General features: G+C 72.0%; 21 protein-coding genes and 1 tRNA gene. 12 read left to right on the forward strand and 10 right to left on the reverse strand.

Going from position 1 to position 22,571, the window contains the following annotated elements; genetic code table 11:
- Nucleotides 1-50 precede the first annotated feature (50 nt).
- Both ACFWJ4_RS22020 and ACFWJ4_RS22025 read right to left on the reverse strand, forming a co-directional pair.
- Nucleotides 51-251 carry a DUF397 domain-containing protein gene (locus tag ACFWJ4_RS22020; RefSeq protein WP_359897985.1) on the reverse strand — a complete coding sequence of 67 codons (201 nt, stop codon included), beginning with the start codon at nt 249-251 and terminating at the stop codon, nt 51-53.
- Nucleotides 248-1,096, reverse strand: coding sequence for a helix-turn-helix transcriptional regulator (locus ACFWJ4_RS22025; protein ID WP_359897983.1), 849 nt, complete (start codon nt 1,094-1,096; stop codon nt 248-250). The genes ACFWJ4_RS22020 and ACFWJ4_RS22025 overlap by 4 nt, the downstream gene beginning before the upstream one ends.
- Nucleotides 1,097-1,441: 345 nt before the next feature.
- On the opposite strand from ACFWJ4_RS22025, the gene ACFWJ4_RS22030 reads away from it, so the two are divergent.
- Nucleotides 1,442-1,597 carry a hypothetical protein gene (locus ACFWJ4_RS22030; RefSeq protein ID WP_359897981.1) on the forward strand — a complete coding sequence of 52 codons (156 nt, stop codon included), beginning with the start codon at nt 1,442-1,444 and terminating at the stop codon, nt 1,595-1,597.
- A 25-nt stretch (nt 1,598-1,622) separates the two neighbouring features.
- Here the strand turns inward: ACFWJ4_RS22030 and ACFWJ4_RS22035 are convergent, their stop codons facing one another.
- A complete protein-coding gene (locus tag ACFWJ4_RS22035) occupies nt 1,623-2,225 on the reverse strand; it encodes a GNAT family N-acetyltransferase (protein WP_380546260.1) in 603 nt (200 codons plus the stop codon).
- Between the two features lie 185 nt (nt 2,226-2,410).
- Nucleotides 2,411-3,694 carry an adenylosuccinate synthase gene (locus tag ACFWJ4_RS22040; protein WP_359897977.1) on the reverse strand — a complete coding sequence of 428 codons (1,284 nt, stop codon included), beginning with the start codon at nt 3,692-3,694 and terminating at the stop codon, nt 2,411-2,413.
- A gap of 126 nt (nt 3,695-3,820) precedes the next feature.
- Between ACFWJ4_RS22040 and ACFWJ4_RS22045 the strand changes: the two genes are divergently transcribed.
- The 3 genes from ACFWJ4_RS22045 (at nt 3,821) to purM (ending at nt 7,736) form a co-directional block, all read left to right on the forward strand.
- A complete protein-coding gene (locus ACFWJ4_RS22045) occupies nt 3,821-4,666 on the forward strand; it encodes a diacylglycerol kinase (RefSeq protein ID WP_380546262.1) in 846 nt (281 codons plus the stop codon).
- A 300-nt stretch (nt 4,667-4,966) separates the two neighbouring features.
- Nucleotides 4,967-6,550, forward strand: coding sequence for an amidophosphoribosyltransferase (gene purF, locus ACFWJ4_RS22050; protein ID WP_359897974.1), 1,584 nt, complete (start codon nt 4,967-4,969; stop codon nt 6,548-6,550).
- A 100-nt stretch (nt 6,551-6,650) separates the two neighbouring features.
- Complete coding sequence (gene purM, locus ACFWJ4_RS22055; protein WP_359897972.1) at nt 6,651-7,736, forward strand: phosphoribosylformylglycinamidine cyclo-ligase; 1,086 nt, start codon at nt 6,651-6,653, stop codon at nt 7,734-7,736.
- Nucleotides 7,737-7,937: 201 nt separating this feature from the next.
- On the opposite strand, the gene ACFWJ4_RS22060 is transcribed toward purM, so the two are convergent.
- Both ACFWJ4_RS22060 and ACFWJ4_RS22065 read right to left on the reverse strand, forming a co-directional pair.
- Entirely contained in the window at nt 7,938-8,195 is a 258-nt protein-coding gene (locus tag ACFWJ4_RS22060) for a DUF3073 domain-containing protein (RefSeq protein WP_359897971.1), read from the reverse strand.
- 382 nt (nt 8,196-8,577) lie between these two features.
- Nucleotides 8,578-9,735, reverse strand: a complete 1,158-nt coding sequence (locus ACFWJ4_RS22065; RefSeq protein WP_380546264.1) for a Glu/Leu/Phe/Val dehydrogenase dimerization domain-containing protein — start codon at nt 9,733-9,735, stop codon at nt 8,578-8,580.
- A gap of 199 nt (nt 9,736-9,934) precedes the next feature.
- On the opposite strand from ACFWJ4_RS22065, the gene ACFWJ4_RS22070 reads away from it, so the two are divergent.
- Both ACFWJ4_RS22070 and bldC read left to right on the forward strand, forming a co-directional pair.
- A complete protein-coding gene (locus ACFWJ4_RS22070; RefSeq protein ID WP_380546266.1) occupies nt 9,935-10,864 on the forward strand; it encodes a hypothetical protein in 930 nt (309 codons plus the stop codon).
- 487 nt (nt 10,865-11,351) lie between these two features.
- Nucleotides 11,352-11,558: a developmental transcriptional regulator BldC gene (bldC, locus tag ACFWJ4_RS22075; RefSeq protein WP_014137253.1), complete on the forward strand. Its 207-nt coding sequence runs from the start codon at nt 11,352-11,354 to the stop codon at nt 11,556-11,558.
- 358 nt (nt 11,559-11,916) lie between these two features.
- Here the strand turns inward: bldC and ACFWJ4_RS22080 are convergent.
- Nucleotides 11,917-11,990 (reverse strand) — tRNA-Asp (locus ACFWJ4_RS22080).
- A 124-nt stretch (nt 11,991-12,114) separates the two neighbouring features.
- Nucleotides 12,115-16,095, reverse strand: coding sequence for an ATP-dependent RNA helicase HrpA (gene hrpA / locus ACFWJ4_RS22085; protein WP_380546268.1), 3,981 nt, complete (start codon nt 16,093-16,095; stop codon nt 12,115-12,117).
- 141 nt (nt 16,096-16,236) lie between these two features.
- Between hrpA and ACFWJ4_RS22090 the strand changes: the two genes are divergently transcribed.
- Both ACFWJ4_RS22090 and ACFWJ4_RS22095 read left to right on the forward strand, forming a co-directional pair.
- Nucleotides 16,237-16,755, forward strand: coding sequence for a SigE family RNA polymerase sigma factor (locus ACFWJ4_RS22090; protein WP_359897967.1), 519 nt, complete (start codon nt 16,237-16,239; stop codon nt 16,753-16,755).
- Complete coding sequence (locus ACFWJ4_RS22095; protein ID WP_380546270.1) at nt 16,752-17,630, forward strand: hypothetical protein; 879 nt, start codon at nt 16,752-16,754, stop codon at nt 17,628-17,630. Before ACFWJ4_RS22090 ends, ACFWJ4_RS22095 begins: the two co-directional genes overlap by 4 nt.
- 92 nt (nt 17,631-17,722) lie before the next feature.
- Here the strand turns inward: ACFWJ4_RS22095 and ACFWJ4_RS22100 are convergent, their stop codons facing one another.
- Nucleotides 17,723-18,679 (reverse strand): LysR family transcriptional regulator, encoded by a 957-nt coding sequence (locus tag ACFWJ4_RS22100; RefSeq protein ID WP_380546272.1) that lies wholly within the window; start codon nt 18,677-18,679, stop codon nt 17,723-17,725.
- Nucleotides 18,680-18,925: 246 nt separating this feature from the next.
- Between ACFWJ4_RS22100 and ACFWJ4_RS22105 the strand changes: the two genes are divergently transcribed.
- Nucleotides 18,926-19,846 (forward strand): zinc-binding dehydrogenase, encoded by a 921-nt coding sequence (locus ACFWJ4_RS22105; protein WP_380546274.1) that lies wholly within the window; start codon nt 18,926-18,928, stop codon nt 19,844-19,846.
- A 111-nt stretch (nt 19,847-19,957) separates the two neighbouring features.
- A complete protein-coding gene (locus ACFWJ4_RS22110) occupies nt 19,958-21,034 on the forward strand; it encodes an alpha/beta hydrolase family protein (protein WP_380546276.1) in 1,077 nt (358 codons plus the stop codon).
- Nucleotides 21,035-21,055: 21 nt separating this feature from the next.
- Here the strand turns inward: ACFWJ4_RS22110 and ACFWJ4_RS22115 are convergent, their stop codons facing one another.
- Entirely contained in the window at nt 21,056-21,583 is a 528-nt protein-coding gene (locus ACFWJ4_RS22115) for a DUF3995 domain-containing protein (RefSeq protein ID WP_380546278.1), read from the reverse strand.
- Between the two features lie 135 nt (nt 21,584-21,718).
- Here ACFWJ4_RS22115 and ACFWJ4_RS22120 point away from each other — a divergent pair, with 135 nt between their 5' ends.
- Nucleotides 21,719-21,949, forward strand: a complete 231-nt coding sequence (locus ACFWJ4_RS22120; RefSeq protein WP_380546280.1) for an antitoxin — start codon at nt 21,719-21,721, stop codon at nt 21,947-21,949.
- Complete coding sequence (locus ACFWJ4_RS22125; RefSeq protein ID WP_359897960.1) at nt 21,946-22,350, forward strand: type II toxin-antitoxin system VapC family toxin; 405 nt, start codon at nt 21,946-21,948, stop codon at nt 22,348-22,350. The genes ACFWJ4_RS22120 and ACFWJ4_RS22125 overlap by 4 nt, the downstream gene beginning before the upstream one ends.
- The last annotated feature ends 221 nt before the right edge of the window (nt 22,351-22,571 follow it).

The following is a 22,571-nucleotide window of genomic DNA, read 5'->3' on the forward strand; positions in this document are numbered from 1 at the left end:
GGGCGGACGGCATTTCCGGGGCGGCGTGGACGGCGCGTCCGGGCCGGGCGTCACGGCCGGCTGAAGTCGCCGTACCGGTCGAACTCCCCGGACTTCACCCCGCGGACGAAGGCGGCCCACTTGCGGGGGGTGGTCTGCACGACGACCTCGGGCCGGTCGGACTCGCGGATCTCCACCAGCTCGCCCGCCGATCTGACCTCGACGCAGTCGGTGCTCTCGCCGCTGGCCGAGGCCTTGCGCCAGGTACTCATGCGAAGTCTTTCAGCAAGGCCCGGATGAAGTCCCGGGACTCGTCCGGCCCGAGCGCGATGGCCGCGGTCTCCTCCTTGATCCGGCGGTAGGAGGCCAATTCGGCCTGGGTGTGCACGAATTTCGGCCCGTGGGAGAGATCGATCTGGACGGTGTCGAGTTCCGGGACGGGTCCGCGGGCGAGGTACAGGCTCTCTCCGGAGCCGGTGTAGGTGGGCACGCTGAACGGGATCACCCGGATCTCCACACCGGGCCGTTCGGAATTCTCCAACAGGCTCCGCAACTGGTCGCGCAGTACTTCCGGACCGCCGAACTGCATGCGCAGCGCGGACTCGTGCAGGAATGCGCTGTACGGCTTCGGGTGGTCGACGAAGATCTGCTGGCGCCGAATCCGGAATGCCTTCCGGACGTCGGCCTCCTGCCGGTACTGCGGGGGGAGCCGCTCGAACACCGCGGCGGCGTACTCCGGGGTCTGCAGCAGTCCGGGGATGAAGGTGCTGTTCAGGATGGAGAGGGAGGACGCGTGGTGCTCCATCTCCGCGATGTCGATGATCGCGTTCGGCAGCCGGCCGCGGTAGCCGTCCCACCAGTACTTGCGCCGGTCCTGAGTCATCGTCAGCAGCGCGTCCAGGTAGGGGCCGTCCGCGCAACCGCAGGTGAGTGCCCAGATCCGGAGCCGCTCGGCGCTGATGCCCGACTTCCCGTTCTCCATCTGGGAGATCTTGGGCAGGTCGGTGCCGATGGTGGCGGCCAGGCTCTTGGGCGTGACGCCCACGAGCTCGCGCATCCTGCGCAACTCGATCCCGAGGCGCTGCTGGCGCACGGTCGGCGACAAGCGGGGTGGCATGACTCTCTTCTCCGGGTCGCGGCTGGCGTCGATGCTTCCGGTGAAGTGTGCCGCGCGTGCCGGGCCCTAGCTACCGAAATGGGGGATACCCCACGATGGAGTGAACGTCCTTCCGCTCGGTAGCAACTCTGGCACCTTGACCCTATGGTCATCCGTGTCACTCGCTGACTTGTTGCCGCCTAAACAGTCGTCAAACAGTCGTCAATCGGCCGTAATGACACATCAGATGCATGGTCGCGGCGCCCGAAATCATCGACCGGAGACAGCCATGCCCCTCCCCTCTGTACTCGGCCTTCCCCATCGGCCCCACCGGCCCCACCCGTCCCGGCGCATTTCCGCATCCCGGTGAATGCGCTTCTCGTCGCCGGATTGTCGGCGCTCCTGCTCGCCGTCCTGTTCGTCGGCTGGCTGGTCTGGCTGGTGAACGTCAAACCCTCCGAACTCCGCGCGGTGAAGCGCGAGTTGGCGGCCGGCCATGCCGCCGCGGGGGACCGGAAGTAGCCGCCGCGGCCGGCCGGGGCGCGGCTCAGCCCCGGGAGAGCCGTTCCGTCAGCCGGGACTCGGCCGCCGGCCACTCGTCGGCGAGCATCGAGAAGTAGACGCTGTCCCGCCAGCTGCCGTCGGGGCGCAGCCGGTGGCGGCGCAGGGTCCCCTCGTACTGGGCGCCGAGGCGCAGGACCGCGGCGCGGGAGCGCTCGTTGCGGGCGTCGGTCTTCCAGAAGACCCGGCCCATGCCGAGGTCCTCGAAGGCGTGGCGCAGGAGCAGCAGCTTGGCCTCGGTGTTGACCGCCGTGCGCCAGACCGAGCGGGCGTACCAGGTGCCGCCGATCTCGACGGACTCGTCCGGCGCGCTGTGGTCGTGGTAGCCGGTGACGCCGACGGCCCGGCCGCTCGCGAGGTCGACGGCGGCGAAGTTCACCGACTCGCCCGCGGCCGCTTCCGCGATCCGGGTGTCGAGGATCGTGCCGAGCTCCTCCTGCGAGCCGGGCTGCGGCGACATGGTCCAGCGCCAGACGTCGGGGTCGGGGCCGATGGCGGTCCAGAGGTCGGCGAGGTGGCGGCGCTCCAGCGGCTCCAGGCGGATGTGGTGGCCGGTGAGGGTGACGGGTGCGGGCTGCTTCGCGGTCATGATCCGAACGTAGCCCGATTGTGCACTAGAGGCAATAGATGTTTGAACTAGTGCAAAAGACTGAGCGCAAAAGACTGAGTGCAGAAGATCCAGTGCGGAGGATCCAGCGCGGAGGATCCGGGACGACGAAGGGCCCCGCAGGACGGTGCGTCCTGCGGGGCCCTCGGTGAAGAGCGGGGTCCGGCTCAGATGAACGAGTTGATCTGGATCGTCTCGTCGCGGCCCGGGCCGACGCCGATGGCGGAGATCGGCGCGCCCGACATCTCCTCCAGCGCCTTCACGTACGCCTGGGCGTTCTTCGGCAGATCGGCGAAGGACTTCGCCTTGCTGATGTCCTCGGTCCAGCCCGGCAGCGTCTCGTAGATCGGCTTGGCGTGGTGGAAGTCCGACTGGTTGTAGGGGAGCTCCTCGACCCGCTTGCCGTCGATCTCGTACGCGACGCAGACCGGGATCTGCTCCCAGCCGGTCAGCACGTCCAGCTTGGTGAGGAAGAAGTCGGTGAGGCCGTTGACCCGGGTCGCGTAGCGAGCGATCACGGCGTCGAACCAGCCGCAGCGGCGGTCGCGGCCGGTGGTGACACCGCGCTCGCCGCCGATCCGGCGCAGCGCCTCGCCGTCCGCGTCGAGCAGCTCGGTCGGGAACGGGCCGGAGCCGACGCGGGTGGTGTAGGCCTTGAGGATGCCGATGACCCGGTCGATCTTGGTCGGGCCGATGCCGGCGCCGGTGCAGGCGCCGCCCGCGGTCGGGTTCGACGAGGTCACGAAGGGGTACGTGCCGTGGTCGACGTCGAGCAGGGTGCCCTGGCCGCCCTCCAGCAGGACGACCTTGTCCGCCTTCAGCGCCTCGTCCAGGACGAGGGTGGTGTCGGAGAGGAAGGGCTTGATCTTCTCCGCGTAGCCCAGGTACTCCTCGACCACCAGGTCGGCCGGGATGGTGCGGCGGTTGTACAGCTTGACCAGGATCTGGTTCTTGTCGTGCAGCGCCGCCTCGATCTTCTGGCGCAGGATCGACTCGTCGAACAGGTCCTGGACCCGGATGCCGACGCGGTTGATCTTGTCCGCGTAGGTCGGGCCGATGCCGCGGCCGGTGGTGCCGATCCGGCGCTTGCCGAGGAAGCGCTCGGTGACCTTGTCCAGGGTGCGGTGGTACGGCGTGATCAGGTGGGCGTTGCCCGAGATCAGCAGCTTGGAGGTGTCGATGCCGCGCTCGTTCAGGCCGGCCAGCTCGGAGAGCAGCACGGCCGGGTCGATCACGACGCCGTTGCCGATCACCGGCGTCACGTTCGGGCTGAGGATTCCGGAAGGGAGCAGATGCAGGGCGTACTTCTGGTCGCCGATGACCACCGTGTGACCGGCGTTGTTGCCGCCCTGGTAGCGGACCACGTAGTCCACGGAGCCACCGAGGAGGTCGGTGGCCTTCCCCTTGCCCTCGTCTCCCCACTGAGCGCCAACGAGCACGAGTGCCGGCACAGGCGTACACCCCTTCCGGTTGGGGCATCCTGCGTAGGCCGCAGTCTGCCCCGAGATAGACGAAGCCCCTGGCGCAATGGCGCAAGGGGCTCTTGCACCGAGAGATTACCTGAGGAAGGACCGGTCGTGTCGTCCCTGTCCACGCCTGCTACCGGCGGCCCGGAGCCGCTCCTGCTGCTCCTCGACCCGGTGGCCCGGCAGACCGACGGCGAGTCGGTGCGGATCGCGAAGGACGTGCTCTGCGGGGGCGCGGACGTGAAGGTGGCCTTTCCGGAGAGCCCTTCCGAGCTCGACCGGGTGCTTTCGCACCGGGGCCGGAGGCGACCGGTGGTGATCGGTTCCGACCTCGCGCTGCAGCGGGTGCTCCAGGCCCTGCATCGCCAGCGTGAGCTGGGCACGGAACCGGTGGGGATGGTTCCGGTCGGCCGCTCGCAGGAGCTGGCGGCGGCCCGCGCGCTCGGCGTGCCGGGGGAGCCGGTGCGGGCCGCGCGGGCGGTGCTGTCGGGCGCGCCGCGCCGGCTGGACCTGCTGGTGGACGACGGTGGCGGGGTGGCGCTGGGCGGGGTGCGGATCACCGGCGGGGGTGCGCGGCGCATGGTGGGCCGTTCGGGTGGCTGGCGTTCGCTATGGGCGAAACTGGCTGCGGCCGAGCAGGCGAACGCACTCACTCCGGACGGCGCCGACCACAGCTCCCGCGTCCGGGTCGAGGCGGACGGCCGACTGCTCGCGGACGTCCACCGGCCGGTCCGGCTGGTCCAGGTCACGCTCCCGTCCGGCGCCTCGGACGGGACGGGCGAGATGGAGGTGGTGGTCGCCGCCTCCGGCGCCCTGGTGCGCGCCCGGGCGGCGAGCGTGTCGGTGGTCGGGCGGGGCTTCGACTACGAGGCGGACGGGCGTCCGGTCGGTCCGGTCCGGGCACGGACCTGGACGGTGCACCCGGGAGCCTGGGGCCTGCTGCTGCCGGCCGCCTGAAACGGCCGCCTGAACGCCCGCCCGACCGGTGGGCGACCGGCGGGCGACGGGTGGGGGACGGGTGGGGGAACGCCGGGTGAGCAGGCTCACGTTCGTCCGTGCCCGGACCCCCGCCGCCGCGCACCCGGAACTCCCCAACAGGCGCGAACCACAAGGCCAAGCGGCGCCCGCCGGAATTCCCCCCACCCGAAATCCCCGGCCGGTAAGGGGTTTTGTCTACGCGCATCAACTCGCGATCGCCGGACAAACCCGCAGTCCCGGGGTCCGACAGCCCGGGTCAACTGCCCTAGACTCGAAGGCGTGCCACGTGGTGACGGAAGACTCAACCACGATCTTCTTCCCGGTGAGAAAGGCCCCCAGGACGCTTGTGGCGTCTTCGGTGTCTGGGCTCCCGGCGAGGAGGTCGCCAAGCTCACGTTCTTCGGCCTTTACGCCCTGCAGCACCGCGGTCAGGAATCCGCGGGCATCGCAGTGAGCAACGGCTCCCAGATTCTCGTCTTCAAGGACATGGGCCTCGTTTCCCAGGTCTTCGACGAGGCATCGCTGGGGTCGTTGCACGGGCATATCGCCGTCGGACACGCCCGCTACTCGACCACCGGTTCCTCGGTCTGGGAGAACGCCCAGCCGACCTTCCGGGCGACCGTTCACGGTTCGCTGGCCCTCGGGCACAACGGAAACCTGGTGAACACCGCCGAACTGGCGGCCATGGTCGCCGAACTCCCCGGCGAGGAGCACGTCTCGCGCTCCGGCCGGAGCGCCGCGACCAATGACACCGACCTGGTGACGGCGCTGCTCGCCGGCCACCCGGACCTCTCCATCGAGGAGACGGCCAAGGTCGTGCTGCCCCAGGTCAAGGGCGCGTTCTCGCTCGTCTTCATGGACGAGCACACCCTCTACGCCGCCCGTGACCCGCAGGGCATCCGTCCGCTGGTGCTCGGCCGGCTGGAGCGCGGCTGGGTGGTCGCCTCCGAGACGGCGGCGCTGGACATCTGCGGCGCCTCCTTCATCCGCGAGGTCGAGCCCGGCGAGCTCATCGCCATCGACGAGAACGGGATGCGCAGCTCCCGGTTCGCCGAGGCCAAGCCCAAGGGCTGCGTCTTCGAGTACGTCTACCTGGCCCGCCCCGACACCTCCATCGCCGGCCGCAACGTGCACCTCTCCCGCGTGGAGATGGGCCGCCGGCTGGCCAAGGAGGCGCCCGTCGATGCCGACCTGGTGATAGCGACGCCCGAGTCCGGCACCCCCGCCGCGATCGGCTACGCCGAGGCCAGCGGCATCCCGTACGGCTCCGGCCTGGTGAAGAACGCCTACGTGGGCCGCACCTTCATCCAGCCCAGCCAGACGATCCGCCAGCTCGGCATCCGGCTCAAGCTCAACCCGCTGCGCGAGGTCATCGCGGGCAAGCGCCTGGTGGTCGTGGACGACTCGATCGTGCGCGGCAACACCCAGCGCGCGCTGGTGAAGATGCTCCGCGAGGCCGGCGCCGCCGAGGTGCACATCCGGATCTCCTCGCCGCCGGTGAAGTGGCCCTGCTTCTTCGGCATCGACTTCGCCACCCGCGCGGAGCTGATCGCCAACGGCATGACCATCGAGGAGATCGGCCGCACCCTCGGCGCGGACTCGCTCTCCTACATCTCGATCGACGGCATGATCGAGGCCACCGCGCAGCCGAAGGACCGGCTCTGCCGGGCCTGCTTCGACGGCGAGTACCCGATGGAGCTGCCGGATCCGGCGCTGCTCGGCAAGCTCCTGCTGGAGGCCGAGATCAAGGGCGGCCAGCAGCCGCCGGCCGTCCGCGGCAAGCCGACCAGCGGCAGCGACCTGGACGGCGTCCAGTCGCTGCTCGGCGGGGCGGGCGCGGCCGACGCGCTGCGCCGGCCGTAACGAACCGACGGTGGGGTCCCGTGAACCGGGGCCCCACCGCTGTTCCACCCCCTGCTGTTCCGTAGAACCACCCCCACCTGACCCGAAAGGGCCGCACGCAGTGACCAGCAACCAGAACGGTGCCACCTACGCCGCCGCCGGTGTCGACATCGAGGCGGGCGACCGCGCCGTCGAGCTCATGAAGCAGTGGGTGAAGAAGGCCAACCGCCCCGAGGTGGTCGGCGGTCTCGGCGGTTTCGCCGGCCTCTTCGACGCGTCCGCCTTCAAGAACTACGAGCGGCCGCTGCTGGCCTCGGCCACCGACGGCGTGGGGACCAAGGTGGCCATCGCCGCCGCCATGGACAAGCACGACACCATCGGCCACGACCTGGTCGGCATGGTCGTCGACGACCTGGTGGTGTGCGGTGCCGAGCCGCTGTTCATGACCGACTACATCTGCGTCGGCAAGGTCGTCCCGGAGCGGGTCGCCGCGATCGTCAAGGGCATCGCCGAGGGCTGCGCGCTGGCCGGCTGCGCCCTGGTCGGCGGCGAGACCGCCGAGCACCCGGGCCTGCTGGGCCCGGACGAGTACGACGTCGCGGGCGCCGGCACCGGTGTGGTGGAGGCCGACGCGCTGCTCGGCGCGGACCGGGTCCGGGCCGGCGACGTGGTGATCGCGATGGCCGCCTCCGGCCTGCACTCCAACGGCTACTCGCTGGTCCGCCACGTGCTGCTGAACGAGGCCGGCTGGAAGCTGGACCGCAAGGTCGAGGAGTTCGGCCGCACCCTCGGTGAGGAGCTGCTGGAGCCGACCCGGATCTACTCGCTGGACTGCCTGGCGCTCACCCGCGCCACCGAGGTGCACGCCTTCTCGCACGTCACCGGCGGCGGCCTGGCGGCCAACCTGGCCCGGGTCGTCCCGGACGGCCTGCACGCCCGCCTGGACCGCGGCACCTGGACCCCGCTGCCGGTCTTCCAGACCGTCGCCGAGGTCGGCAAGGTGGCCACCCTGGAGATCGAGAAGACGCTGAACATGGGCGTCGGCATGGTCGCGGTCGTCCCGCCGCACTCGGTGGACGTCGTGCTGTCGATCCTGGAGGACCGCGGCGTGGAGGCCTGGCTGCTCGGCGACATCGTCGAGCGCGGCGACGGGCACGAGGGCGGCGCGGCCCTCTACAACGCCTACGAGGGCTTCCGGGCGAGCTGACCCCGGCGCGACGACGAGAGGGCCCCTCCGGAGCACCGGAGGGGCCCTCTCGCGTGCGGTGGAGGCGGTCGGCGGACCGTGCGGAACCGGTCGGCGGACCGTACGGGGGAACGCCGGGCGGGGCGGTCCGGTGCGAGGGAACGCCGAAGACCGGTCCGGCGCCCTGGCGGGTGCCCGAACCGGTCGGCGGGACTGCTGTGGCTACGAGCGGCGGGAGGCCTGGGACGCCCCGGTGCCTGGCCCGTTGTCGTCCTCGTCGTCGAGGTCGGCGTAGCGGGCTGCGTACTCCGCGTACGGGTCGTCCTCCTCCTCCTCCTCGATCGGCTCCGGCTCGATCGAGGCGGTGGACGGAGATACGCCCAGCTCGTTGGACAGACGGTTAGCGTCGAACCCGCCGCTGTTGTACTTCAGCTCGCGGGCGACCTTCGTCTGCTTGGCCTTGGCCCGGCCGCGCCCCATGGGTCGACCCCCTCAACGATGGGGCTCACGGCCCCGAGTCTGACACGTGTTCATGATCAGGACCGGCCTGCCCGAATGGGAGGACCGTCCCTTGGAGCATTAACGGTACCTGTTTCCGCCGCTGGACGGTACGTCGTCGGTGTGACGTGGCGCGCACCGACCGCACCCGCGACCAGGTCTTCCCAGGTCAAGGGAGGTTTTGCGGCGTTTTGCGCGCTGTCCAGAGGTGTTTGAGGTCCGTCGTTCCAGGACTGATTATCCCCCCTAGGGGGGCCTCGGATCACCCGTTCGGCGGGAGAAGTGAGAATCCGGTTCCACATCGTGATGCGCGGGGGACCGTCCCCACGGCCCCCCGCGCATCACCGGATCGGTTGTCGACCCGTCAGGCGCGGCGGGCGCCGGGCAGCAGCACCGTGCGCAGGGCGCTGATCTCGCGCATCCGCTTCTCGGCCAGGCGGTCGGCGGCGACCGCGGGCGGGATGCCGTCGGTCGTCGCCCGGGTGAAGATCTCCAGGGTGGTGTCGAAGATCTTCGTGGCCTTGTTCTTGGCCCGCTCGAAGTTGAAGCCGTCGATCTCGTCGGCGACCTGGATGACGCCGCCGGAGTTCACCAGGTAGTCCGGCGCGTAGAGGATGCCGCGGTCGGCCAGGTCCTTCTCGACGCCCGGGTGGGCCAGCTGGTTGTTGGCCGCGCCGCAGACGACGGAGGTGCCGAACTCGCCCAGCGCGGCGACCGTGGCGTCGGTCAGCGCGCCGCCGAGGGCGCAGGGGGCGTAGACGTCCAGCTTGGCCTGGAGCAGGGCGGTGGTGTCGGCGACGACCTCCACCTCCGGGTGGGCGGCGCGCACCCGGTTGACCGCGGCCTCGAAGGGGTCGGTGACGACGACCGTGGCGCCGTCCGCGACCAGGTGGCCGACCAGGTAGTGGCCGACCTTGCCGACGCCCGCGACGCCGACCCGCTTGCCGCGCAGGGTCGGCTGGCCCCAGCGGGCCTGGGCGCTGGCGCGCATGCCCTGGAAGACTCCGAAGGCGGTCAGGATGGACGAGTCGCCGGCGCCGCCGTGCTCGGGCGAGCGGCCGGTCACGAACTCGGTCTCGCGGGCGATGACGTCCATGTCCTGGACGTAGGTGCCCACGTCGCAGGCGGTGATGTAGCGGCCGCGCAGGGACTCGACGAAGCGGCCGTAGGCCCGGAGCATCGCCTCGTTCTTGTCCTTGTTCGGGTCGCCGATGATGACGGCCTTGCCGCCACCGAGGTCCAGGCCGGCCAGCGCGTTCTTGTAGGACATTCCGCGGGACAGGTTCAGCGCGTCCTCCAGCGCCGCCTCCTCGGAGGCGTACGGGAAGAAGCGGGTGCCGCCGAGGGCCGGGCCCAGGGCGGTCGAGTGGATGGCGATGATCGCCTTCAGGCCCGAGCTGCGGTCGTGGCAGAGGACGACCTGCTCGTGACCGTCGCCGGGGGCGCCGTCCTGTTCGGTACGGAAGATCCTGCTGAGCACGCCGGGTGCGGAGTGCGTGGCGGGGGTCTGTACGTCGGTCACTGTGGTGACTCCAGTATCGAAGGCCCGCTGCTGTGGTGCGGGCGTCTGAGGCGAAGCGTAGCCGCGCCCGTGCCGCCGATCGGCCGTCTTGTCCGAGCTGGGGCCGGTCGTCCGAGGAGTGAGACGGGAAGAGGGACGGGGTGCGGGCGCGAACGGGTTCGGGGGCGCGCCCTCCCGGGGCCGGGCGGTGCGTGCGACCATGCAGGACGTGACCGTCGTACGTACTTCCGTACAACCGCCCTACGCCGCCCACCTGCGGGTCTACGAGCCGCTGGCCGCCTATCCGGAGCCCGAGCGGGCGCACTGGCAGGCCTGTGCGGCGGAGCGCGGTCCGGACGCCGCCGAGCCGTCGCAGCCGGTGGCGGCGGCGGTGCTGGAGGAGCAGCGGGAGGCGCTCGCCGGGCTGGCCGCCCGCACGCCCCGGGCGCTGCCCGAGCGGGAGAGCGGGCGGGCGTACCTGCGGGTGGTGGACGGCGTACTGTACGTCTGCCCGTGGGCGACCCGACTGCGCAGCTGGCAGGCGCTGGAGGAGCTGCGGGCCGGGGCGCCGGTGGCGCTGCTGGACACCGCGCTGCCGCCGGCGACCCGGGCGGCCGCCGAGGCGGACCTGGAGCGCTGGCGGGCCGAGCACCCGGACGCCCGGCCGTGGATCCTGACCAGCCGGTGGGAGGTGCCGGTGCGCTGGTTCCTGCCGTTCGGGGACGAGGACCGCTGCTTCGTGCCGGGCGGGGACGGACCCGCGGACGGACCGGGAGGGGAAGGGGAGGAGGGGCCCGGGGGCCGGCCGGCGGCGCTGTTCTACCTGGTGCCGATGGCGCAGGCGCGCCGGCGGGTGGCGCGGGCCTTCCGGGCGCTGCGCGAGGCGGTGCCGGACGGGGAGCTGGTGCAGGGGGCGGAGCGGGTCGGGCGCTGGCTGGAGGAGTTCCATCCGCGCTCGCTGGTGGAACTGGACTACGGGGGCCTGGTGCATCTGCTGGGCCCGGAGCGGTTGCTGGCGGACCGTTCGGCGGGGGAACTGGAGGAGGGGCTGCGGGCGCTGCGGGCGGGGGACGCCGCCGAGGCGCTGCGCGTGTACGGGGAGCTGACGGTGCGGTGGCGCCGGGTGCTGGCGCTGCGGCACGCGAACTGATGTCCGACCGCGCGTGTATGACTGTAAGAGTCCTAAGCACTGCACGTCCGATGACCAAGGTCCTGGTTCGGGTCAATAGCTGCCGAACGTGACACTACTCACCGTTGACGCGAACTTACCCCTATGTGCAAAAATGGGACAACCAGCCCAACTTCACGTGAGCGTGCCCACTTTTGGGTGGTTCTGGAGTCGATGCGTGCTTTGCGGGGAAACGGAGGGTCTGGTCCCTTCGTAACCGGATGTCATCGCTATGTGACTGTCCGTTATGGGGTGGTCCATCGCCATCCGTCGGCCTTGAACCCGTGAGGGGTCAATTTTGGCGGTTTGGTCGATAGGGCTGGACGGATGGTGTAGTTGTAGACACCAGGACAAGCCGTTCGTCCTATAACCGACTCGGCCCGTCTATGCCATTTCGGGCATCGCGGGCCAAGGTGCAGAATTTGAAGGATAGAACCGCCCTGGTTCGGTTCTCCCGAGGAGGCCGCTCATGACCGCTCGTACCCCTGATGCTGAGCCGCTGCTGACGCCGGCAGAGGTTGCCACCATGTTCCGCGTGGACCCGAAGACGGTCACTCGCTGGGCAAAGGCAGGCAAGCTGACGTCGATTCGCACGCTCGGCGGTCACCGCCGTTACCGTGAGGCGGAGGTGCGCGCTCTGCTGGCCGGGATTCCCGCCCAGCGCACTGAGGCCTGATAGGCCAAAGGCTCTTTAAAGGGGCCGCTTACCGGACTCCGCCGGGTCCGGTAAGCGGCCCCTTTGTCGTGCCCGCCCGAGGGTGTTCCGTGCCCGGGCGAGTGGTCGGAATGTTGAACTCCGGATAACGATTTGATGCGCGTGGGGCGGGGGGGATTTACAGTGAATAGCTGTACAATTTTACATATTAAATTAATGGGGTTCCGGGAAGGGTCGCGCGAGGCCGATTCCTGGGGAGGTTCCGTGACGACCGTCACACGGTCCGTCACTTGTGGTCTAGACCTGGCCGGGGTAGTGGGCCGAACGGTCAAAAGCGAGAGGCCCGGAACCTGACGGTTCCGGGCCTCTCGCACTGCGGCGATCCCGACGGGACTTGAACCCGCGACCTCCACCTTGACAGGGTGGCGAGCTAACCAACTGCTCCACGGGACCAGAGTGTTTCCTGATCTCGTTCACTCGCTTGCCGCGCTGCGAACAAGACAGACTGTAGCCCATGGTGGGCCCCCAGGTCGAACTGGCTCCTGAAGGCCCACCGCAGCTCACACGGCCACCCGGGTCAGAGCGTCGCCCGCGCCGCCGCCATCGCCTTCGTGATCCGCTTCTCCGACACCGGGCTCGGCGTGCCCAGCGACTGGGCGAAGAAGCTGACCCGCAGCTCCTCGATCATCCAGCGGATCGCCCGTACCTCCGCGGACGGCTGGTGCCCGGCCGGCACCGCCGCCAGCAGCTCCCCGTACTCCTGCTGCACCTGCTGCACCTTCAGCAGCTGCTGGGCGTCCCGCTGCGGGTGGTTGGGCAGCGCCTCCAGACGGCGGTCCACCGCCAGCAGGTAGCGCTTGAGGTCCGGCAGCCGCTGCCAGCCGGTGGCCGTCACGAAGCCCGGGTGCACCAGCGAGGCCAGGTGCAGCCGGACGTCGTTCACCGCGTTCAGCAGCACCGGGCTGCTCACCGACTTCAGCCGGGTCGAGGCCTTGTGGAAGGCGATCAGCGCGGTGGCCGTCTTCAGCGTGGTGTCCGCGGACAGGTCGTACAGGTCCGCGCGCACCTTGTCGTGCAGCTTGCCGAAGGCCGCCTCGTCCCAGGCCGGCCCGCCGGCCAGGGTCATCAGCCGGTCCGTGGCGGCGGCCACGACGTCCTCGAACAGGGCGCCGATCGAGCCGTGCGGGCTGTGCGAGAGCGCCAGCTTCGCCTGGTTGCCCAGCCGGCCCTGGATGGACTTGGCCGGGGAGGTGGTGGTCAGCATCAGCAGCCGCCGCGTCCCCTCCCACATCGACCGGGCCTGCGCCTCCGGGGTGTCGAACAGCTTGACGCCGACCGACGGGCCCTCGTCCACCAGGGCCGGGTAGGCGCGCATCGAGTGGCCGCGCGAACGCTGCTCGAAGGTGCGCTGGAGCACCGGCAGCGAGGCCGGCCAGGCGGTCAGCCCGCTCTGCTCGATGCCCTGGCCGGACGCGGCCGAGGAGAGCGTCTCCTTCAGCTTGGGCTTGAGCCGGAGCCGCAGCTCCTCCAGGTCCTTGGACTCGGCGAGCTTCTTGCGGCCGTCCACCACCCGGAAGGTCACCTTGAGGTGATCGGGCACCCGGTCGTCGTCCCAGGCCTCCGGGGGCACGGTGACCGCCGTCAGGCGCTTCAGGGCGTGCTCCAGGGCCGGGAGCAGGGGCTCCTGGCGGTCCTTCACCGCGCGCAGCGCCGCCCTGGCGAAGTCCGGCGCCGGAACGAAGTTGCGCCGGATCGCCTTCGGCAGCGACTTGATGTACGCGGTGACCAGCTCCTCCCGCAGACCGGGGATCTGCCAGTCGAAGCCCTCCGCGGTCACCTGGTTCAGCACCGGCAGCGGGATGTGCACGGTCACGCCGTCCGCGTCGCTGCCCGGCTCGAACTGGTAGGTCAGCTTGAAGCGGAGCTTGCCCTGCTGCCAGTGGTCCGGGTAGTCGGCCTCGGTGACGCCGTCCGCGGCGTCGTTGATCAGCATCGACTTCTCGAAGTTCAGCAGGTCCGGCTGCTCGTGCCGGGCCTTCTTCCACCAGGAGTCGAAGTGCCGGGTGGAGACGATCTCCTCGGGCAGCCGGGCGTCGTAGAAGTCGAACAGGGTCTGGTCGTCCACCAGGATGTCCCGGCGGCGGGCCCGGTTCTCCAGCTCCTCGACCTCGCCGAGCAGCTTGCGGTTCTCCGCGAAGAACCGGTGGTGGGTCTCCCAGTCGCCCTCGACCAGCGCGTTGCGGATGAACAGCTCGCGACAGAGCTCCGGGTCGATCCTCCCGTAGTTGACCTTGCGCTGGGCGACGACCGGCATCCCGTAGAGGGTCACCTTCTCGTACGCCATGACGGCGCCGGCCTTCTTCTCCCAGTGCGGCTCGCTGTGGCTGCGCTTGATCAGGTGGCCGGCCAGCGGCTCGACCCACTCCGGCTCGATCTTCGCGTTGATCCGCGCCCAGAGCCGGGAGGTCTCCACCAGCTCCGCCGACATCACCCAGCGCGGCGGCTTCTTGAACAGGCCGGAGCCCGGGAACACCGCGAAGCGGGCGCCGCGCGCACCGCCGTACTCGCGCTTCTCCACGTCGAACAGACCGATGTGGGAGAGCAGGCCGGCCAGCAGCGACTGGTGGATCCGGTCGGCGTCCGGCTCGACGTCGGGGTGCGGCTCCTCGATCGTCACGCCCAACTGCTTGGCGACGGTGCGCAGCTGGACGTAGATGTCCTGCCACTCCCGTATCCGCAGGTAGTTGAGGAACTCCGCCTTGCACATCCGGCGGAACGCCGAGGAGGAGAGCTCGCTCTGCTGCTCCCGGACGTAGCGCCACATCGCCAGGTAGGAGAGGAAGTCGGAGGTCTCCGAGTTGAACCGCTTGTGCCGCTCGTCGGCGGCCTGGCGCTTCTCGGCCGGGCGCTCGCGCGGGTCCTGGATGGAGAGCGCGGCGGCGATCACCATGACGTCGCGGACGCAGCCGTTGCGGTCCGCCTCCAGCACCATGCGGGCCATCCGCGGGTCCACCGGGAGCTGGGCGAGCTTGCGGCCCAGCTGGGTCAGGCGCTTGCGCGGATCCTTCTCCTCCGGGTCGAGCGCGCCCAGCTCGTGCAGCAGGGCGACGCCGTCCTTGATGTTGCGCGAGTCCGGCGGGTCCAGGAACGGGAAGGCGGCGATGTCGCCGAGGCCGGCCGCCGTCATCTGGAGGATCACCGAGGCCAGGTTGGTGCGCAGGATCTCGGCGTCGGTGAACTCGGGGCGGGAGAGGAAGTCCTCCTCCGAGTAGAGCCGGATGCAGATGCCGTCCGAGGTACGGCCGCAGCGGCCCTTGCGCTGGTTGGCGCTGGCCTGGCTGATCGCCTCGATCGGCAGCCGCTGCACCTTGGTGCGGTGGCTGTAGCGGGAGATCCGGGCGCTGCCCGGGTCGATCACGTACTTGATGCCGGGGACGGTCAGCGAGGTCTCGGCCACGTTGGTGGCCAGCACGATCCGGCGGCTGCGGGAGCGCTGGAAGACCTTGTGCTGCTCGGCCGAACTGAGCCGCGCGTACAGCGGCAGGATCTCGGTGTTCTTCAGCTTCAGCTTCCCGAGGGCGTCCGCGGTGTCGCGGATCTCGCGCTCGCCGGAGAGGAAGACCAGGATGTCGCCCGGGCCCTCGGCCTGGAGCTCCTCGGCGGCGTCGCAGATCGCCTGGACCTGGTCCCGGTCGCGGTCGGCCTCGTCCGCCTCGTCGTCGGCCTCGTCGACGATCGGCCGGTAGCGGACCTCGACCGGGTAGGTGCGGCCGGAGACCTCGATGATCGGGGCGTCGCCGAAGTGCCGTGCGAAGCGCTCCGGGTCGATGGTCGCGGAGGTGATCACGACCTTGAGGTCCGGGCGGCGGGGGAGCAGCTGCTTGACGTAGCCGAGGATGAAGTCGATGTTGAGGCTGCGCTCGTGCGCCTCGTCGATGATCAGGGTGTCGTACTGGTGCAGGTCGCGGTCGGTCTGGATCTCCGCGAGCAGGATGCCGTCCGTCATCAGCTTGACCAGGGTGTCCTGGCCGACCTGGTCGGTGAACCGGACCTTCCAGCCGACCGCCTCGCCGAGCGGGCTGTCCAGCTCCTCCGCGACCCGCTCGGCCACCGTGCGGGCGGCGATCCGGCGCGGCTGGGTGTGGCCGACCAGGCCGCGCACGCCACGGCCGAGCTCCAGGCAGATCTTCGGGATCTGGGTCGTCTTGCCGGAGCCGGTCTCGCCCGCGACGATCACCACCTGGTGGTCCCGGATCGCCGCCAGGATCTCGTCCTTCTTCTGGCTGACCGGGAGCTCGGCGGGATAGCCGATCCTCGGGACGGCGCGCCGGCGCCGCTCGACGACCGCCTCGGCGCGGTCGATCTCGGCGGCGATCTCGGCGGCGACCTTCTGCCGGGCCTCGGGCTTGCGGACCCGACGGGCCCCCTCCAGCCGGCGCCCGATCCGCACCTGGTCGCGCAGGGTCAGCTCGGGCAGACGGGCGGCCAGCCCGCCGATTCCGGGGCCCTCGGCGGGTACGGTGGCGGACTGGACTGCGGGAGAACTCACTGCGGGCATCCCTCTAGGTTCGCAAGGAGGCACGGCGGAGCGCACCTCGGTTTTCGAGCCCCTCCAGTGTCACAGCCGTCGGCGGCGAATCGCGAACGGCGGGCAACGGTCCGAGGCCGTTCCGGGCTCCGGGAGGTTGAGGAGGTGCTCATGGGAGCCCACAAGACCGCCCGGGACGAGGAGTTCCGGACGTTCGTCGGCAGCGCGTGGTCACGGCTGCTCAGGACGGCGTTCCTGCTCGCGGGGGACCGGCACGGCGCCGAGGACCTGGTCCAGCAGGCGCTGGAGCGGGCGTACGCGGCGTGGAACCGGGTGCGTGCCGCGGACGACCCGTACGCCTATGTGCGCCGGATCGTGATCAACGAGCACGCCAGACGGTTCCGGCGGCGGCTGGTCGAGTACCCCGTCACCGAGTTCCCGGACCGGCCCGCACCGGCCGGCGCCGACCCGGACGACCGGGCCGTGCTGCTCGCCGCACTCGGCACCCTGCCGCCGCGCCAGCGCCAGGCCGTGGTGCTGCGGTACTGGGAGGACCTCAGCGAGACCCAGACCGCGGTGGCGATGGGCTGCTCGGTCGGCACGGTCAAGAGCCAGGCGGCCAGAGGCCTGGCCAAGCTCCGCGGGGCCTCCTCACTCATCGGACTGACCAGCATCGGAGGGGCAAGATGAGCAACGAGTTCCTGCCCGGGAACACGGCGACCGGAGACGAGACGGCGGCCGTGCGGGCCCTGGGCGAACTGGCCGGGAGCGTCGAGACCGGGACGGTCCCGTACGACCGGCTGGTCGCCGGCGGCCGGCGGCGACTGCGGCACCGGCGGCTGCTGACCGCCGGGGTGGCGGCCGTGCTGGTCGCCGGCATCGCCGGGGGCACGGCGGTGCTCGGCGAGCGCGGCCGGCAGGCCGTCTCGACCGTGGTGGCGGCCTCGGCCGCGGCCTCGGCCACCGCGGTGAGCACCACGGGCGCGCCCACCGCCCGGGACCCGTTCAACCCCGTCCGGGTCAAGGTCGCCGAAGGCGGCGCGAACGGCCACACCTGGCAGGCCTGGACCGCGCTGTGGCCGGCCGTCCCCGGCAAGGAGGACTTCGCCAAGCAGGCCCGGATGATCCAGGCGGAGCGGCACGAAGCCAACCCGGCGGTGAAGCCGGTCACCCAGAAGGACATCGACGACAACTGGGACACGCGCATCGACAGGGTGAACTACTACTACACCGTGGACGGCAAGCGGCAGGCGGACGACACCCTGCACGCGGTCTCCGCCCCGGGCGGGTTCCCGGGCGTCACCGGCGGCTCGTCGCTCGGCCTCAACGACGGTGCGGGCGTCCCGCCGGTGGTGATCGAGGGGGTCCAGGCCGACATCACGAAGGTCGTGGTCGCCTGGAAGAGCGGCGGCACCACCGAGGCGGTGCCGGTCGTGGTCGGGGACTCCCCGTTCCGCTACTACGGCGTCCTGGCGAAGCCGGGCACCGACGCGGCGACCGTCACCTACTACAGGGCGGACGGCTCGGTGGATCGCGTCAAGGACACCTGGCTCCGGACCTCCTGAGCCGGTGGCCGCCGGGGCCGCCGGGGTGGCCGTCGGGTGGTCGTCGGGTGGCCGTCGGGTGATCGGGGCGGCAGGGGCGGTCGGGGCGCCCGTCACGGGCGGAGCGCGGCCTGGTCGGCGTCCGGGAGCCAGTCGCGGGCCGGGTCGTACTCCAGCCACCGGTGGCGGGCCGCCCCGGTGGTGAACGCCCGCAGCAGGTCGTCCAGTCGGGGGTGCGGGTCGGTGTCCGGACCGGTGCGCCAGAGCAGCGACCAGGCGTAGAGCGGGGTCGGGTCCGCCAGCGGGACGGTGCGGACACCCGGGCGCCCGGGCGGCGGGCCGTCGGCGGGGACGAGGGAGAAGCACGCCGGGTCGGCGCGGACCTGGTCCACGAAGTGCTCCAGGCCCAGGTTGGTCGAGCCGACCCGGCGGGCGATCCCGAAGCGCTCGGCGAAGCGGGTCAGGAAGTCCAGCCGGTCCACCGCCGCCGGGTAGCGCAGCACACTGTCCCGCAGGTCGTCCGGGCGCAGGACGTCCCGGCCGGCCAGCGGATGGCCGGTGCTCAGCAGGACGTCCACCGGCTCCAACCGGACCAGCCGGTGCGTCAACTCGCCCCCGCCGCCCGGAAGCCGGTGCACCCGGCCGAACCCGGCGTCCGACTCCCCGCGCAGCACGGCCGCCGCGACGGAGGGCAGGTCCCGGCCGGGCACCGGCTCCACCTGCAGCCCCGGCGCCGCGTCCACCGCCTGCGCGAGCGTACGCATCGGGGCGTACAGGTGCCCCCACACGTCGATCCGCAGTGGCCGCGCCGCGCACCCCGCGGCCGCCACTGCCCGCTCCCCCTGCGCCAGCGCCCGCCGGGCCGGTTCCAGGAACCGCAGCCCCGCCCCGGTCAGCCCCACCCCGCGCGCGTCCCGGTCCAGCAGCCGCACCCCCAGCACCGCCTCCAGCCGCGCCACCCGCTTCGACAGCCCCTGCTGGCTGATCCCCAACCGCCTGGCCGCCCGCCCGAAGTGCAACTCCTCGGCCGCCACGACGAACGCCCGCACCTGCGCCAGATCAAGATCCACCCGGGCACCTTAGGGCCTGCCCGCGCACTCCCGCGGGGCACCCGCCCCGGCCGCGGTCGCGGCGCGGTCGGGTGGGTCGCCGCCACCGCGCGGCTGGGCGCTTCGCTCCGCCGTGCCGCGTGGTGCCGCCCCGCGGCCCGCCGCTCCTGGCCGGACAACCGGTGGTTGTCGCCGTCGTCCCGCGGTTGTTGGACCGGCCGGGGCGGCGCGCGGTGGGGTGAGGGGGTTACCGACGGAGGAGTGGGGATGAAGGCGCTGGTGGCGACGGGGCGGGCGGCGGAGCCGGTGCGGTTCGCGGAGGTGGAACAGCCGCGGCCGGGGCCCGGGGAGGCGCTGGTGAAGGTGGAGGCGTTCTCGGTGAACCGGGGCGAGACCTTCCAGCTGGAGGCGCCCCGGCCCGGGTGGCGGCCGGGGAAGGACGTGGCCGGGCTGGTGGTGCAGGCCGCCGCCGACGGGTCGGGCCCGGCCGTCTGCCGCCGGGTGGTCGGGCATCCGCCCGCCGCCGGGTGGGCCGAGTACGTGTGCGTCCCGACCTCCTCCCTCGCCGAACTGCCCGACGGCCTGGACACCGTACGGGCCGCCGCGCTGCCGCTGGCCGGCCTCACCGCGCTGCGGCTGCTCCGGGCGGCGGGGCCGCTGGCCGGACGGCGGGTGCTGCTCACCGGGGCCTCCGGGGGCGTCGGGCACTACGTCACCGAGCTGGCCGCCGCGGCCGGGGCCGAGCTGACCGCGGTCACCGCCTCCCCGGAGCGCGGCCGGCGGCTGGTAGAGCTGGGAGCGGCCGAGGTGGTCCACGAGCCGGGCGAGGCGCGCGGTCCGTACGACCTGGTGCTGGAGTCCACCGGCGGCGCCGCGCTGCCGCTCGCGCTGGCCCGGCTGGCCCGGCGCGGCACCCTGATCTGGTTCGGCCAGGCCTCCCGGACGCCCGTCACGCTCGACTTCTTCGACTTCTTCGCGGGCCCGGAGTCGGCGGTCGTCCGGCACTTCCACTACGCGGACTCGGACGTCCCGGACGGCGCCGACCTGGCCACCCTGGTGCGCCTCACCCGGGAGGGGCGGCTGACCCCGGAGCTCGGCCGGGTCGCGCCCTGGGCGGAGACCGCCGCCGTGCTCACCGACCTGCGCGAGCGCCGGATCCGCGGCAAAGCCGTCCTGACCCTCGCCTGAGGCCTGCCCGACGCCTGCCCGACGCCAGCCCGACGCCTGCTCCGAATGCGAATGACGCGAACGACGCGAACGACGCGAACGACGCGAACGACTTCGAAGGGAACCCCCGCCGTGCCCGACCTCTCCTTCCTCGACACCCCCGGCCTGCTGCCCGCCTTCGTCGAGGAGAACCGGCCGCGCGCCCACGGCGCCGGCCTGGACCCGTACGAGTACGCCCGGGTGACCGCCCCGCTGACCTCCCCGCGCGACTGGCCGGCCGCCTGCCGGGCGGCCGGCCACCGGCACGCCGGGGCGGCGGAGCGGGCCGCCGCCGAGGGCCGCACCGTCACCGCCGGCGAGCGGTACCGGAGCGCCGCCCGCTGGTACCACTTCGCCGGGCTGCTCCCGCACCCCGACCGGGCGGCCGCGGCCCGGGCCGCCGCGGAGGCCGACGAGGCGATGCGGCGGGCGCTGGCCCTGCTCGACCCGGGGGCGGAGCGGGTCGAGGGCGAGGGCTTCGCGGGCTGGCTGCGCCGCCCGGCGGCCGGCGGGGAGGCCGACGGGAGCGGCGGCCGGGCCCCGGTGGTCCTGGTGGTGCCGGGGATGGACTCGGGCAAGGAGGAGTTCCACGCGGTCGCCGACGCCCTGCTCGCCCGGGGTGTCGCGGTGCTCGCCGTCGACGGGCCCGGACAGGGCGTGCTGGCCGCCGGCAGCGCGCCGGAGCCGGAGTACCACCGGGTGGTCGGCCGCGCCCTCGACGCGCTGGCCGGCCGTACGGGGCTGGACCCGGACCGGACCGCCGTGATCGGCCTCAGCCTGGGCGGCCACTACGCGGCCGTGGCCGCCGCCCACGAGCCGCGGCTGCGCGCCGCCGCCATGGTCAGCGGCCCGTACCGGCTGGACTGGGAGGGCCTGGTCCCGTTCGTCACCGCGACCCTGGCGCAGCGCTGCGGCGGGTACCGGGCGGCCCGCGCCTTCGTCGAGCGGATCGACCTGACCGCCCTCGCGCCGGCGATCACCGTCCCGCTGCTGGTGGTCGAGGGCGGCGAGGACCGCATCCCGGGCGTCACCGCCGCCACCGCCCTCGCCGAGCGCGCCCCGGACGCCGAACTGCTGCTCGTGCCGCACGGCAACCACCTGCTCGGCACCGCCCTGCCGGACTGGCTCCCCGCCACCGCCGACTGGCTCACCGCCCGGCTGACCGGCTGACCGGCTGACCGGCTGACCGGCTCACCGCCCGGCTGACCGAGCCGTTGACCGAGCCGCCGACCGACTCACCACGGCCGACCGGCCGGGCACCCGGTGACCGAGCGAGGCGGCGGCGAACAGCAGGCCGCCGGCCAGGAAGAACGGCTCGTAGCCGAAGGTCGCGAACCGGGCGAGCGCGTCCAGCTCGGCACCCGAGCGGGTGCCGGCGGCCAGCGCGATCCAGTCCGGCACGGACGGCGCGGCGTGCAGCACCAGCAGCGCGGTGGTGCCCCACAGTGCCGTGCCCAGCAGCCGGACCGGCACCCGTGCGCCCCACCGCCGCAGCGGCGCCAGCGCCACCGCGGCGGCCACCGCGCACAACGGGATCGCGATCACGTCGATCACCAGCAGCGGCGTGCTGCTCCACACCGACCGCCCGTCCGGCAGCCCCAGCCGTCCGTCCGCCAGCCAGTACAGATGCACCAGCGCGAAGGCCACGGCCCACCCCGCCGCCGCGTACCCGGCTCCCCGCACCACCCGGTTCCAGCCCGTGTCCCGTGTCGTCTCCATGCCGTCCACGGTCCCGCGCCGCCCCCGCCCGCCGGATCGTCCCCCGGACGGGTCCCCCTCCCCCTCCAGGGGGAACCGGATGGTCGCCCCGAGGGATCGCCAGCATTGTGCAGCTGATGCAGCTAAAATGCAGGCATGACAGCCATCACCATTCGCGAGGTCCCGGACCCGATCCTGGACACCCTCAAGCTGAAGGCCGCGCAGGCCGGAAAGAGCCTCCAGGCCTACCTGCTCGACCTCGTCACCCGGGAGGCGGCCACCCCGTCGCTCGCCGAGATGATGACCAGGCTCGACCGGGAGACCCGAACCGAGGTCAGCACGGCCGACATCCTCTCGGCCATCGACGAGGGCCGGGAGCGCCGGTGACATCCACCGTCGTCGTGGACTGTTCGGCCCTGGTCCGAGTGCTCACCGACCACAGCCCGGTCGGCCACGCCGTACGCGCCCGGCTCCGCGAACTGGACGCGCTCGCGGCCCCGGGTCTGCTCGACTACGAGATCGTCTCGGCCCTGTTCGGAATGGTTCGGGGAGGGAAGCTCACCGGGAAGGAGGCGGAGAAGGCGATCGCCGACTACCGCTCGCTCGCCGTCACCAAGCACGAGACGCTGATCCTCTGGCAGCGGGTTCGGGAGCTCAACCACAACATCAGCGCCTATGACGCCCAGTACGTGGCACTCGCCGAGACCCTCGGTGTGCCGCTGGTCACCAGTGACGCCCGCATCCGGCGCAGCGGCGCGGCCAGGTGCGAGATCGAGGTCTTCGTGTAGTCCGCCGGCGCGGCGGCGGAACGACCCCTGGAAACCGCCCGATCTCGCCGGGGCCTTCTCTGCCTTCACAGGCCGTTGTGGCCGGGGCCGGGTCCGGTCCGCTGCCGGCATCGCCCTCGGTGCCGTCTCCGTGATCGTTGAGGTCGCCCGCCCGGGGCCGTCGCCGGCCTCCTGCGCTGACATCCGCTCACCCCGGAACAGCGGCAGCTTCGTTGGCTGTC

Origin of the sequence: Kitasatospora sp. NPDC127067, assembly GCF_042724755.1 — a bacterium.
Classification (GTDB): domain Bacteria; phylum Actinomycetota; class Actinomycetes; order Streptomycetales; family Streptomycetaceae; genus Kitasatospora; species Kitasatospora lactacystinica.

Excerpts from the sequence above, each read along its gene's own strand:
- ACFWJ4_RS22105 (WP_380546274.1), top strand. The coding sequence starts at position 18,926 with ATGAAGGCGCTGGTGGCGACGGGGCGGGCGGCGGAGCCGGTGCGGTTC.
- ACFWJ4_RS22025 (WP_359897983.1), bottom strand. The coding sequence starts at position 1,096 with ATGCCACCCCGCTTGTCGCCGACCGTGCGCCAGCAGCGCCTCGGGATC.
- ACFWJ4_RS22115 (WP_380546278.1), bottom strand. The coding sequence starts at position 21,583 with ATGGAGACGACACGGGACACGGGCTGGAACCGGGTGGTGCGGGGAGCC.
- ACFWJ4_RS22120 (WP_380546280.1), top strand. The coding sequence starts at position 21,719 with ATGACAGCCATCACCATTCGCGAGGTCCCGGACCCGATCCTGGACACC.
- ACFWJ4_RS22070 (WP_380546266.1), top strand. The coding sequence starts at position 9,935 with ATGCAGGACGTGACCGTCGTACGTACTTCCGTACAACCGCCCTACGCC.
- bldC (WP_014137253.1), top strand. The coding sequence starts at position 11,352 with ATGACCGCTCGTACCCCTGATGCTGAGCCGCTGCTGACGCCGGCAGAG.
- ACFWJ4_RS22060 (WP_359897971.1), bottom strand. The coding sequence starts at position 8,195 with ATGGGGCGCGGCCGGGCCAAGGCCAAGCAGACGAAGGTCGCCCGCGAG.
- hrpA (WP_380546268.1), bottom strand. The coding sequence starts at position 16,095 with ATGCCCGCAGTGAGTTCTCCCGCAGTCCAGTCCGCCACCGTACCCGCC.
- ACFWJ4_RS22090 (WP_359897967.1), top strand. The coding sequence starts at position 16,237 with ATGGGAGCCCACAAGACCGCCCGGGACGAGGAGTTCCGGACGTTCGTC.
- ACFWJ4_RS22020 (WP_359897985.1), bottom strand. The coding sequence starts at position 251 with ATGAGTACCTGGCGCAAGGCCTCGGCCAGCGGCGAGAGCACCGACTGC.
- ACFWJ4_RS22035 (WP_380546260.1), bottom strand. The coding sequence starts at position 2,225 with ATGACCGCGAAGCAGCCCGCACCCGTCACCCTCACCGGCCACCACATC.
- ACFWJ4_RS22095 (WP_380546270.1), top strand. The coding sequence starts at position 16,752 with ATGAGCAACGAGTTCCTGCCCGGGAACACGGCGACCGGAGACGAGACG.